Origin of the sequence: Pseudomonas sp. URMO17WK12:I11 (assembly GCF_007677725.1) — a bacterium.
Lineage (GTDB): Bacteria > Pseudomonadota > Gammaproteobacteria > Pseudomonadales > Pseudomonadaceae > Aquipseudomonas.
Genome location: NZ_VEDF01000010.1, coordinates 203709 through 215299, shown reverse-complemented (window position 1 = coordinate 215299; position 11591 = coordinate 203709). Strand labels below are relative to the sequence as shown.

Here is an 11591-nt window from a genome sequence, read left to right as displayed (position 1 = left end):
TGGGGTGGGGCGGATATCGAGCGCCGCCCGCGCGGCGCATCGCGAGCTGCGCTCGCTCCTACGTTTGTTTCGGGCCAATTATTCCTGAGGAATTAGCGCGCGGGGCCTTGGCGCATGGCGCGATATCGCGTCGTACCAACAAGGCGGTCGCGCGCTTCTGTCACAGGCGTCACTGGCCCGAAACAAACGTAGGAGCGAGCGCAGCTCGCGATGCGCCGCGCGGGCGGCGCTCGATCTCAAGAGCACTGCAACGGGGAGCGGGCGTGCCCGCGAAAGGGCCGGCACAGGCCAACGAAAATGGCTCAGGCCACCTCCGCTCCATCATCCGGCCAATGCGGCTCGTTGGCCCCCGGCGGAGTCAGCGGCGGCAGCCCATAGACCGCCCGCGCATCATCACAGCTGGGATTATGCACCCCACCCTCCCACGATGCCTCGAACTCACGGCACGGGCTGGAACGGTTGGCGTAGATGGTGCACGCCACCTCGGTACCGATCTCGCCTTGCAAGCTCACGCAGCGGCAAGGCTTGGCGTCGGTGCCGATCATGGCAACGCGGGTGGGGTTGATCTGTACCACCAGGCCATCCGGCACAAGGCCGCCGGCAGACTGGCATTCGCCCCAGAAGAACGACACACGGAAGTACCCGCAGCAGGCGCCGCAGTCAAGGCAAGGGTTATATTCGGACATGATGGCACGGAGGGAAGGTTGTTGTTATCGGGGCTGGGCCCGCGCGCCATTTGTAATCGAAGCCAGGTCGGCTGAGAAGAGGGGTAACGCAAAAATAGTTTGCCATTGATCCGGCAAGCCCGGGCCCGCCAAGGCGGGCCCGGGAAACGCGTTACTTTTGAGTCAGACCATCGGCCCGGAACATCTGACGAATTCCACGTATCGCCTGGCGAATGCGGTCCTGGTTCTCGATGAGGGCGAAGCGCACATGGTCGTCGCCGTAATCACCAAAACCGATGCCCGGCGACACACAGACCTTGGCATCGGCCAGCAACTTCTTGGAGAACTCGAGCGAGCCCAAGTGCGCGTACTGCTCCGGAATCTTCGCCCACACGTACATTGACGCCTTGGGGTTCTCGACCATCCAGCCCAGCTCGTGCAGCCCCTTGACCAGCAGGTTACGGCGCTGCCGGTACTGCTCGGCGATGTCGCGCACGCACTGCTGATCGCCTTCGAGGGCGGCGATGGCTGCCACCTGCAATGGCGTGAAGGTGCCGTAGTCGTGGTAACTCTTGATCCGCGCCAGAGCGCTGACCAGCTCGGGGTTGCCGACCATGAAGCCGATCCGCCAGCCGGCCATGTTGTAGCTCTTGGACAGGGTGAAGAACTCAACCGCAATGTCCTTGGCGCCCGGAACCTGCATGATCGACGGGGCCTTCCAGCCGTCGTAGACGATATCGGCATAGGCCAGGTCGTGCACCACCAGCACGTCGTACTGCTTGGCCAGGGCCACCACGCGTTCGAAGAAGTCCAGCTCCACGCACTGGGCGGTAGGGTTGGACGGGAACCCGAGAATCATCATCTTCGGTTTGGGGATCGACTCGCGTATCGCCCGCTCCAGCTCGTTGAAGAAGTCCACGCCTGGCACCAGGGGCACGGAGCGTACCTGGGCGCCGGCGATCACCGCGCCGTAGATGTGGATCGGATAACTGGGGTTGGGCACCAGAACGGTGTCGCCGTGGTCAAGGGTGCCGAGCATCAGGTGCGCAAGGCCCTCTTTCGAACCGATGGTGACGATGGCCTCGCTCTCTGGGTCGATATCGACCTCGTAGCGTCGCTCGTACCAGTTGGCGATGGCCCGCCGCAGGCGCGGGATGCCCCGGGAGGTGGAGTAACCGTGGGTGTCATCGCGCTGGGCGACCTGCACCAGTTTCTCGACGATATGCGCCGGAGTCGCGCCATCGGGATTGCCCATGCTCAAGTCGATGATGTCCTCGCCACGGCGGCGTGCGGCCATCTTGAGCTCGGCAGTGATGTTGAACACGTAAGGGGGCAGACGATCGATACGCGCGAAGCGGCGCGGCGAACCTGGATTAGCCATGGAAACCTCTGAAGACGTAAGCGCCCGGAACCGTCCGAGCGACGCTGGCCGACCTAGCGGCCGGATTCAGACGATAATGCCGAAATGAGTATTCTGTAAAGGGTGATCTCCTGTTTTAGCCAGAATTTTCAGGCTTTATTGTTGAAAACGCACTTTTTAGGCTTGGTGCGCAGCCCTTAAATTCCGGGCGAAAAAAAACCCGACGCCAGGCCGGGTTTTCGGGTGAAGCACTCGCCTCGATCAGCGCGCGTAGGTCATCAGCACATCAGCAGCGGTCTGGCTGTCGACGCCCATCATCAGGCTCAAGGCCATGACGGTGAGGATCGAGAAGCCGAAGACCTTGCGTGCCCACTTGCTGTCATCCTCAGCCTTGTAGCCGCCCCACGCCATGTACAGCCAGTACAGGCCCATGGCAGCGGCCACCGCCAGGTAACCAAGGCCGGCATAGCCGCCCAGGGTCAGCATCACGCAAGCGAGGACGAAGGCCAGTACGTAAAGCACGATCTGCTTCTTCGCCGCGAGGATGCCGCGGGCCACCGGCAAGACCGGGATATTGGCCGCGCTATAGTCCTTGAAGCGGAAGATCGCGATGGCAAAGCTGTGAGGCATCTGCCACAGGCTGAACATCACCAGCAGGGTCACTGCCGCCATGTCGAAGCTGTTGCTCACGGCGCAGTAACCGATCACCGGAGGCATGGCCCCCGACAGGCTACCGACCAAGGTGCCGTGGACCGACTTGCGCTTGAGCCACAGGCTGTAGAAACCGACATAGACGATGAAACCTGCCAATGCGCAGTACGCCGCCAGCGGGTTGGCCTGGACATACAGCAAGCTGAAGCCCGCCACACCGAGCAGGGTGGCGTAGACCAGCGCGAGGGTCAGCGACATGCCGCCCTGAACCATGACGCGGTTCTTGGTGCGCTCCATCTTGTGGTCGATGTCACGGTCGATGCAGTTGTTGAACACGCATCCGGACGCCACCACCAGCGAAGTACCGATCGCCACCGCCAGGAACAGGGCGAAGTCCACATGGCCCTTCGAGGCAAGGAAGAAGCCGCCTGCCACGGAAAGCACGTTACCGAAAATGATCCCCGGTTTGGTGATTTGGATAAAGTGCTTAACGGACATGCAGTCTTACCTCACTTGGCCATCATTTCGAAGTGGATGCTGAACATGATCCACAGCGACAGGCCGACCAGCAGAGCGATCACCAGGGTGGTGAACAGGAACGTCGATACGTTGTTGCGTTGCTCTTTCGAGCGGTCCATGTGCAGGAAGTACACCAGGTGTACCACTACCTGGATCACCGCCATGGCGACAACGATCAGAACGGTCAGGTTCTTCGGCAGGCTCGGGAACATCACCAGGCCGAATGGAATCGCGGTCAGGATGATCGACAGTACGAAGCCGATCATGTACGAGCGAACGCTACCGTGACCGCCTTCGTGATGAGTGTCGTGTGCGTTAGCCATTACAGAACCCCCAGCAGGTAGACGACGGTGAATACGCAGATCCAGACCACGTCCAGGAAGTGCCAGAACAGGCTCAGGCAGCTCATGCGGGTCTTGGCGGTCGGCGTGATGCCGTGCTTGTTGATCTGGTACATCATGATCGCCATCCAGATCAGGCCGGCGGTCACGTGCAGACCGTGGGTACCTACCAGGGCGAAGAAGCCCGACAGGAAGCCACTGCGCTGAGGGCCGAAGCCCTCGCCGATCAGGTGATGGAACTCGTAGATTTCCATCGCGATGAAGCCTGCACCGAACAGGAAGGTCACGGCCAACCAGCCCAGTACGCCTGCTTTCTTGCCATCGAACATCTTCAGCATGGCGAAGCCAAAAGTGATCGAGGACAGCAGCAGGAACAGCGTTTCAACCGCTACGAAATCGAGCTGGAAGATGTCGTGACCCGACGGGCCGCCGGCAAAACTGCCGGACAGCACCGCGTAGGTGGCGAAGAGCGACGCAAACAGGATGCAGTCGGTCATCAGGTACAGCCAGAAACCGAATACGGTCATCTGACCCGAGTCGTGGTGGTGGTCATCGTGAGCATGGTCATGACCATGCGCGCCACCGTGGATTACTTGGCTGGACATTGATTACACCCGTTCAAACGATTCGACACGTGCGCCGGCAGGCAGAGCACCTGCATTGGCCAGCGCTTTGAGACGCTCGCCTTCGATGCGCGCAACTTCTTCGGCTGGAACCATGTAGCCCTGGTCGTCACGTGCAGCGTGGCGGACGAAGACTGCGATGGTTGCCAACAGGCTCGCGCCTACCAGCCACCAGATGTGCCAGATGAAGGCGAAGCCGAACACGGTCAGGAACATACCCATGAACAGACCAGTAGCGGTGTTGTTCGGCATGTGGATCGGCTCGTACTTGCCAGGCACCTTGTAGGCAACACCGGCTTCCTTGGCTTCGTTCCAGCAGTCCAGGCCAACTTTCTCTGGCATGTGGGCGAAGTTGTAGAACGGCGGTGGCGAGGAAGTCGACCACTCCAGGGTACGGCCGCCCCATGGGTCGCCGGTCACGTCCAGGTTCTGCTCGCGATCGCGGATCGAGACGAAGATCTGGATCAGCTGGCAAGCGATACCGCACAGGATCAGCACGGCGCCGACCACGGCCACGTACAGGTAGGGTTCCCACAGCGGGTTGTCGGAGTGGTTCAGACGACGAGTCATGCCCATGAAGCCCAAGGCGTACAACGGCATGAACGCCACGTAGAAGCCCGAGATCCAGAACCAGAACGCAGCCTTGCCCCACTTCTCGTTCAGCTTGAAGCCGAACGCTTTTGGCCACCAGTAGGCGAAGCCGGCGATGTAGCCGAATACCGCACCACCGATGATCACGTTGTGGAAGTGAGCGATAACGAACAGGCTGTTGTGCAGCACAAAGTCAGCGCCAGGTACAGCCAGCAGGACGCCAGTCATGCCACCGATGGAGAAGGTGATCATGAAGCCCAGGGTCCACAGCATTGGCGCAGTGAAGCGCACGCGGCCCTGGTACATGGTGAACAGCCAGTTGAACAGCTTCACACCGGTCGGAATGGAGATCAGCATCGTCGCCAGGCCGAAGAAGGTGTTGACGCTGGCGCCGGCACCCATGGTGAAGAAGTGGTGCAGCCAAACGGCGAAGCCCAGCACGGCGATGGCCCCCGATGCGTAGATCATCGAGTGGTGGCCGAACAGACGCTTGCCAGAGAACGTCGAAGTCACTTCCGAGAACACGCCGAAGGCCGGCAGGATCAGGATGTAAACCTCAGGGTGACCCCACGCCCAGAACAGGTTGACGTACATCATCGGGTTCCCACCAAGCTCGTTGGTGAAAATGTGGAAGTCCAGATAACGGTCAACGGTCAGCAGCGCGAGTGCAGCGGTCAGGATCGGGAACGAAGCCACGATCAGCACGTTGGCCCAAGTGCAGGTCCAGGTGAAGATCGGCATGTCCATCAGCTTCATGCCAGGGGCGCGCATCTTCATCACGGTGACGAGGAAGTTGACGCCGGTCAGTGTCGTACCCAGGCCTGATAACTGTAGCGCCCAGATGTAATAGTCGACACCGACTCCGGGGCTGTACTGAATGCCTGCGAGCGGCGGATAGGCAACCCAGCCGGTCTTGGCGAATTCACCAACGCCCAGCGAGATGTTGACCAGCAGCACGCCTGCCAGCAGCAGGTAGAAGCTCAGGGAGTTCAGGAACGGGAAGGCAACGTCACGTGCACCGATCTGCAGCGGAACCGCAAGGTTCATCAGGCCGGTGAAGAACGGCATCGCCATGAAGATGATCATGATCACACCGTGGGCGGTGAAGATCTGGTCATAGTGTTCAGGCGGCAGATAGCCTTCGGAGCCGCCGGTAGCAACCGCCAGCTGAGTACGCATCATGATCGCGTCGGCAAAGCCGCGCAGCAGCATGACCATCGCGACGACGATATACATCACCCCGATTTTCTTGTGGTCGACGGTGGTCAACCACTCGGTCCACAAGTAACTCCACTTGCGGAAATAGGTGATAGCACCAACGACAGCGATACCCCCGAGCGCAATCATGGCGAGCGTCACCATGACTATCGGCTCGTGGAAGGGCACCGCCTCCAGGGTTAATTTACCGAACATCTCTTACTCCTCTGCACCGGCAGCTGGTTGCATAGTCGATTCCACACCCTTGGTAGTGGCCAGGTCTTTGCTGCCTGCTTCTTCGTGGCTCGGACGACCGCGGTTCATGCCTTCGTACTTGTCGACGATGAGCTGGAACTGGTCAGGCGAAGCCTCGCTGTACAGCTCGACTGGGTTGTTTTCGCTTGGTTTGGCCAAGGCGTCGTAGGTAGCCTTGTCCAACTTCTTCGGCGACTGCTTGACCTCGGCGACCCACTTGTCGAAGTCTTCCTGGGAGGTGGCAGTGGCCTTGAATTTCATGCCGGTGAAGCCAGCACCGCTGTAGTTGGCGCTGATACCGTCGAACTCGCCATTTTCGTTGGCGATCAGGTGCAGCTTGGTGGTCATGCCCGCCATCGCGTAGATCTGGCCGCCCAGGCCTGGGATGAAGAACGAGTTCATCACGGCGTCGGAGGTCACGCGGAAGTTGACCGGAGTGTTAGCCGGGAAGACGATCTTGTTGACCGTGGCAATGCCCTGCTCGGGATAGATGAACAGCCATTTCCAGTCCAGCGCGACCACGTCGATCTGCACCGGCTTCACATCGGAATCCAGCGGACGGTACGGGTCCAGCTTGTGGGTCGACTTGTAGGTGACGTAGCCCAGGGCAATGATGATGATGATCGGGATGATCCACACCGCAGCCTCGATCTTGGTCGAGTGCGACCAGTCGGGGGTGTAGGTGGCAGCCTTGTTGGAAGCGCGATACTTCCAGGCGAACGCCACGGTCATGATGATCACCGGAATGACCACCAGCAGCATCAGGCCGGTGGCGATCAGGATCAGGTTCTTTTGCTCAATGCCGACCTGACCTTTCGGGTCGAGCAGGGTCCAGTTGCACCCACTGAGTAAAAGCATGCCTAAAAAGGGCAATATGCCAAACAGTCTGGGGTAACGCTTTTTACTCATCTCACGACCTCTAGATCAGCTTGCTTCAATGCAATTTGTGTTTTGGTAGCCAACACTTCGTCCTGCCAAGTGAGGCATTGCGCGCCCGTACTCGCTCCTGCCGGGGGTCCGACTGCAGGACCTTGGCGTCAAGCGGGTTAGCGGTGCGTGTGGTTTCGTAGGCAACAGGCCTGTACTTCAGACCAAGTCCATTTGGTGCGGGAAAACGCGGAGGGGGGTCCGCCCGGTCTCGCCGTTGGGCGAAACTTGACGAAGTCAGCAAAAAGGAGCGCTGGGGCTTCCTTCAATCCTGCGACTCGCAAGCAGTGCCGAACGGAAATTGGGGGCGATTGTAGATAGGTCGCAAACCCTTGACTATGACTTATTGAGCAACAGTCTTTTACAGGATCTGCAACAATGACGGGAGGAAAATCAACTTCGCGACAGTTTGTCGCACCCCGCTTGCTAGCGCTGCAAGCCTTCTATTGCAAGGGCTTGAGGTTGATCCAGATCAAGCGGGAGGCGACTTTTTACTCTTCACAGCCGGCGCAAAAGACCCCAGCGAAATCGTGACTTTGGTCTAACCCTGGCGCCGGTTGCGGTAGATGCCCAGCGGCACCAGAACGGCAGTCAGCACGAAGGCCACCAAAGCCCACTGCGCCAGCGACAACCCCAGCACCGGTGGGTAGGGCGTGCTGCAGAAGCCGTCGACCTGGAAGGCCAGTGGCCAGAGCTTGGCCAGCGGCAAGTCATCGACGATCGGCTGCAACGTATCGATGCCGCAACTGACCATGGGGTTGGCGAGTATATACACATGGTTGCCGGCTGCAACGATTCCCCCAATAGCGCTGAGCACGACCAGCCCTTCGAACAGCGTCAGGCTGCGGCGTCCGGGCATGGCAGCGGCGATGAAGGCGAACAGGGCGATAAAGAGCAAGGCGTAGCGTTGCAGGATACACAGCGGGCACGGGGCCTCGCCCAGCACCACCTGCATGTACAGCGCGCCGCCGATCAGCGCCAGGCAGATGACGCCCAGCAGCACCAGAAAGCGCCGTTCGCGGTTCAGGCGCGATGATTCTTCGTTCATTGCCGATTCCTTCGATGAGTAGATGGCAGCGTGACCCGCCTGCCTGGCGCGATTCTACACAGGCACGGCGTGCTAGGCGTCGAGGAACCGTTACGACCTTCTTGCGCGAGATCCGGAGAAGTAAGACAGGCTAGCGCGAGATAGTTCCACGGTGGCCAGCGAGGGGCTGCCCGAATGTCAGGCAGGGACCAGCCCTCGACATCCGGGAGTGAAGGATACAGCGATTAAACCAGGATTAAAGATGAAAGGTGCACAGGCGCCTTTCATCTTTCCTTTTATATAGGCAGGAAGTATTACCTGACGGATGCTGGCTCATTCCAGTGCGGCGGCCGGCCCGAAGAACTCGTAACGGCTTTGCACCTCGGGAATACCAAGCTTCTTCAACTGGCGTTTGACGGACGCCATGAACCCTTTGGGCCCGAGGAAATACACATCGACGTCGCGCTCGCGCGGCAACCATTCTTCCAGCAATGCTTCAGACAGCTGACCGACGGCGTGCGCGCGCTTCGCTGTGTCTGGCTCGGCATAGCAATAGAAGCGCTTGAGCTGCGGATGGCGTGCGGCCAGGCCATCCACCCAATCGCTGAAGGCGTGCACGGCGGCATTACGGGCACAGTGGATGAAGTGCACAGGCCGCTCGGTCTGCAGCGCCGCTTCGAGCATCGCCAGGGTTGGCGTGATGCCTACCCCACCGCTGATCAGTACCAGCGGCTTGGCGCTGGCGGCCAGGGTGAACTCGCCTGAGGGCGGGAACAGCTGCAGACTGTCGCCGACCGCCAGCCGGTCATGCAGATAATTGGAGACCTTGCCATTGGCTTCGCGCTTGACGCTGATGCGGTATTGACGACCATCGCACAGCGCCGACAGCGAGTAATTGCGCCGATGCTCGGCACCGTCGATGAACAGCTGCAAGCCAATGTACTGGCCGGGCTCGGCGGCGAGTACCGCCTGGCCGTCCAGCGGAGCGAAATACAACGAGGTGATCTCGTCGCTCTCCTGCTCACGGCGCACCAGGCGGAACTCCCGCGTCCCGCGCCAGCCGCCAACCGCCTCTTGCTTGCGCTGGTAGAGGTTTTCCTCGGCGCCGATCAGGATGTCGGCAAGCTGGCCATACGCCGCAGCCCAGGCCGCCACCACTTCAGCGGTGGCGACTTCCGTGCCCAGCACCTCCTCGATGGCCCGCAGCAGGCAGCGGCCGACGATGGGGTAATGTTCCGGCAGAATCTGCAAGGCGACATGTTTGTTGATGATCTGACCGACCAGGCCACCGAGCTGGTCCAGGCGATCGATGTGCCGCGCATACATGAGTACGCCATTGGCCAATGCCCGTGGCTGGTCGCCACTGGCCTGGTGGGCCTGGTTGAACAGCGGGCGCACTTCGGGATACTCGCTGAGCATCATGTTGTAAAAATGCGTGGTCAGTGCCTCGCCGCCCGTTTCCAGCAGGGGCACGGTGGCTTTGATGATTGCGCGTTGTTCGGCGGTGAGCATTCAGGTAACTCCTGAGCCAGTGGCTTGATATGAATGCCTTAGGGATTACAGCTTTCATGCCAACTTTTTTATTCAGCAAAATCAGTGCTTTAGGCCTAAACATGTCAAATTGACCTGCCGGCGCGTATAGTCATTATGACCAAAAGGAGTCCTTATGACTGCAAAGCCCCTGCTCACTGCCCTTCTGCCACTGGTCAGCGACCTGTCGCGCGATCTGCCAGACCGTGAACGCTACCGCCGGTTGCTGCAAGCCATGCGCAGCCTGCTGCCCTGCGACGCCGCTGCACTGTTGCGCCTGGATGGCGAGTGGCTGGTACCGCTGGCGGTAGACGGACTGGCGCCCGATACCCTGGGTCGGCGCTTCAAGGTCAGCGAACATCCACGTTTTCAGATTCTGCTGAGCAACCCGCAGCCAACCCGTTTCGCCAGCGACTCGGAGCTGCCGGATCCGTATGACGGGCTGGTCAATACCCCGCAGGCCACCCTCGAGGTACACGACTGCATGGGTTGCCCGTTGATGGTCGAGGAACGGCCCTGGGGCCTGTTGACCCTGGACGCATTGACGCCCGGGCAGTTCCAGAGCCTGGAGCTCGATGCCTTGCAGGCGTTTGCCAGCCTTGCGGCAGCCACCGTCACCGTGGCCGAGCGCATCGAGCATCTGGCGCTGCGCGCCGAAGACGAACGCCACCGTGCAGAGGTGTATCGACAGGCCAGCGGCCTGGACAGGCAATTGATTGGCCAAAGCCCTGCGCACAAGCGCCTGCTCGAGGAAATCCGCCTGGTCGGCAGCAGCGACCTGACGGTGCTCATCACCGGCGAAACCGGCGTCGGCAAGGAACTGGTGGCGATGGCCTTGCACCAGGCCAGCAACCGAGCCGACAAGCCCTTGGTCAGCTTGAATTGCGCCGCCCTGCCCGACACCCTGGTTGAAAGCGAGCTGTTCGGGCATGTTCGCGGCGCCTTCACAGGCGCCCACGGCGAGCGTCGCGGCAAATTCGAACTGGCCAACGGCGGCACGCTGTTTCTCGACGAAGTGGGCGAATTGCCACTTACCGTGCAGGCCAAGCTGCTGCGGGTGTTGCAGAGCGGTCAGCTGCAGCGCCTGGGGTCGGACCGCGAGCACCGGGTCGATGTGCGCCTGATCGCCGCAACCAACCGTGACCTCTCTGCCGAAGTACGTGCCGGCAACTACCGCGCCGATTTTTATCACCGCCTGAGCGTTTACCCGTTGCACGTACCGCCGCTGCGTGAACGAGGCCGGGATGTGCTGCTGCTGGCAGGCTTTTTCCTCGAACAGAATCGATCGCGGCTGGGTTTGAACAGCTTGCGCCTGAGCAGCGAGGCCCAGACAGCACTGCTGACCTACGACTGGCCCGGCAACGTGCGCGAGCTGGAGCACTTGATCGGCCGCTCTGCCCTCAAGGCCATGGGTCGACATCCGCAGCGCCCGCGCATCCTTACCCTGGAAGCCAGCGACCTGGACCTGCAGCTGGCCCAAGCGCCCTCCCCTGGTGCACCCGCGTCAGGCCCGCAGGTGCCTGAGCGACTGCCGCCTGGTGGCCTGCGCGAGGCCCTCGACGACTATCAGCGTCAGTTGGTTGCCGCGTGCCTGCAAAGGCACCAGCACAGCTGGTCGGCAGCAGCCCGCGAGCTGGGTCTGGACCGCGCCAATCTAAGCCGTTTGGCTCGTCGTCTGGGGCTGCGTTGACCCTTCTACGAAAGGACTAAGGCCTAAGTTCATTAACTAAACGACTACCGCCAAAGCCATCTGGTGGCGATTTTCTGGACTGCTATATCTCCCTAATCTCCGGTTACACGGCCATCACCCTGGCCGGCCCTGTGTACCGCGTCATGCCTGGCGCGTTGCGCGGGTCAAGGATCGCCGAAGTCGAGCCTGTGTGCCGAAATCCAGCAGGGAGCAGT

At 60.7% G+C, this 11591-nt stretch carries 10 protein-coding genes; 1 reads left to right on the top strand and 9 read right to left on the bottom strand.

Annotation, left to right across the window (positions count from 1 at the left end; all coding sequences use genetic code 11):
• Nucleotides 1–302: 302 nt before the first annotated feature.
• The 9 genes from FS665_RS19135 to hmpA form a co-directional block, all read right to left on the bottom strand.
• Nucleotides 303–686, bottom strand: a complete 384-nt coding sequence (locus FS665_RS19135) for a YkgJ family cysteine cluster protein (protein ID WP_145191966.1) — start codon at nt 684–686, stop codon at nt 303–305.
• A gap of 151 nt (nt 687–837) precedes the next feature.
• A complete protein-coding gene (gene alaC / locus FS665_RS19130; RefSeq protein ID WP_145191963.1) occupies nt 838–2046 on the bottom strand; it encodes an alanine transaminase in 1209 nt (402 codons plus the stop codon).
• Nucleotides 2047–2286: 240 nt separating this feature from the next.
• Nucleotides 2287–3174: a heme o synthase gene (gene cyoE / locus FS665_RS19125; protein ID WP_145191960.1), complete on the bottom strand. Its 888-nt coding sequence runs from the start codon at nt 3172–3174 to the stop codon at nt 2287–2289.
• An 11-nt stretch (nt 3175–3185) separates the two neighbouring features.
• Nucleotides 3186–3518 carry a cytochrome o ubiquinol oxidase subunit IV gene (gene cyoD / locus FS665_RS19120; RefSeq protein WP_145191957.1) on the bottom strand — a complete coding sequence of 111 codons (333 nt, stop codon included), beginning with the start codon at nt 3516–3518 and terminating at the stop codon, nt 3186–3188.
• A complete protein-coding gene (gene cyoC, locus FS665_RS19115) occupies nt 3518–4141 on the bottom strand; it encodes a cytochrome o ubiquinol oxidase subunit III (protein WP_145191954.1) in 624 nt (207 codons plus the stop codon). The genes cyoD and cyoC overlap by 1 nt, the downstream gene beginning before the upstream one ends.
• 3 nt (nt 4142–4144) lie before the next feature.
• On the bottom strand, nt 4145–6163 hold the full coding sequence (cyoB, locus tag FS665_RS19110) for a cytochrome o ubiquinol oxidase subunit I (protein WP_145191951.1): 2019 nt from the start codon (nt 6161–6163) through the stop codon (nt 4145–4147).
• A 3-nt stretch (nt 6164–6166) separates the two neighbouring features.
• Nucleotides 6167–7111, bottom strand: a complete 945-nt coding sequence (cyoA, locus tag FS665_RS19105) for a ubiquinol oxidase subunit II (RefSeq protein WP_145191948.1) — start codon at nt 7109–7111, stop codon at nt 6167–6169.
• A gap of 559 nt (nt 7112–7670) precedes the next feature.
• On the bottom strand, nt 7671–8177 hold the full coding sequence (locus FS665_RS19095; RefSeq protein ID WP_145191942.1) for a disulfide bond formation protein B: 507 nt from the start codon (nt 8175–8177) through the stop codon (nt 7671–7673).
• Nucleotides 8178–8489: 312 nt separating this feature from the next.
• The gene (gene hmpA / locus FS665_RS19090; RefSeq protein ID WP_145191939.1) at nt 8490–9668 is read right to left on the bottom strand and encodes an NO-inducible flavohemoprotein; all 1179 of its coding nucleotides are present in this window, start codon (nt 9666–9668) and stop codon (nt 8490–8492) included.
• Between the two features lie 154 nt (nt 9669–9822).
• On the opposite strand from hmpA, the gene norR reads away from it, so the two are divergent.
• Nucleotides 9823–11376: a nitric oxide reductase transcriptional regulator NorR gene (gene norR, locus FS665_RS19085; protein WP_145191936.1), complete on the top strand. Its 1554-nt coding sequence runs from the start codon at nt 9823–9825 to the stop codon at nt 11374–11376.
• Nucleotides 11377–11591 lie beyond the last annotated feature (215 nt).

What these genes read in the sequence shown, in the direction of transcription:
- FS665_RS19135 (WP_145191966.1), bottom strand. Translation starts at nt 686, where the DNA reads ATGTCCGAATATAACCCTTGCCTTGACTGCGGCGCCTGCTGCGGGTAC.
- alaC (WP_145191963.1), bottom strand. Translation starts at nt 2,046, where the DNA reads ATGGCTAATCCAGGTTCGCCGCGCCGCTTCGCGCGTATCGATCGTCTG.
- cyoE (WP_145191960.1), bottom strand. Translation starts at nt 3,174, where the DNA reads ATGTCCGTTAAGCACTTTATCCAAATCACCAAACCGGGGATCATTTTC.
- cyoD (WP_145191957.1), bottom strand. Translation starts at nt 3,518, where the DNA reads ATGGCTAACGCACACGACACTCATCACGAAGGCGGTCACGGTAGCGTT.
- cyoC (WP_145191954.1), bottom strand. Translation starts at nt 4,141, where the DNA reads ATGTCCAGCCAAGTAATCCACGGTGGCGCGCATGGTCATGACCATGCT.
- cyoB (WP_145191951.1), bottom strand. Translation starts at nt 6,163, where the DNA reads ATGTTCGGTAAATTAACCCTGGAGGCGGTGCCCTTCCACGAGCCGATA.
- cyoA (WP_145191948.1), bottom strand. Translation starts at nt 7,111, where the DNA reads ATGAGTAAAAAGCGTTACCCCAGACTGTTTGGCATATTGCCCTTTTTA.
- FS665_RS19095 (WP_145191942.1), bottom strand. Translation starts at nt 8,177, where the DNA reads ATGAACGAAGAATCATCGCGCCTGAACCGCGAACGGCGCTTTCTGGTG.
- hmpA (WP_145191939.1), bottom strand. Translation starts at nt 9,668, where the DNA reads ATGCTCACCGCCGAACAACGCGCAATCATCAAAGCCACCGTGCCCCTG.
- norR (WP_145191936.1), top strand. Translation starts at nt 9,823, where the DNA reads ATGACTGCAAAGCCCCTGCTCACTGCCCTTCTGCCACTGGTCAGCGAC.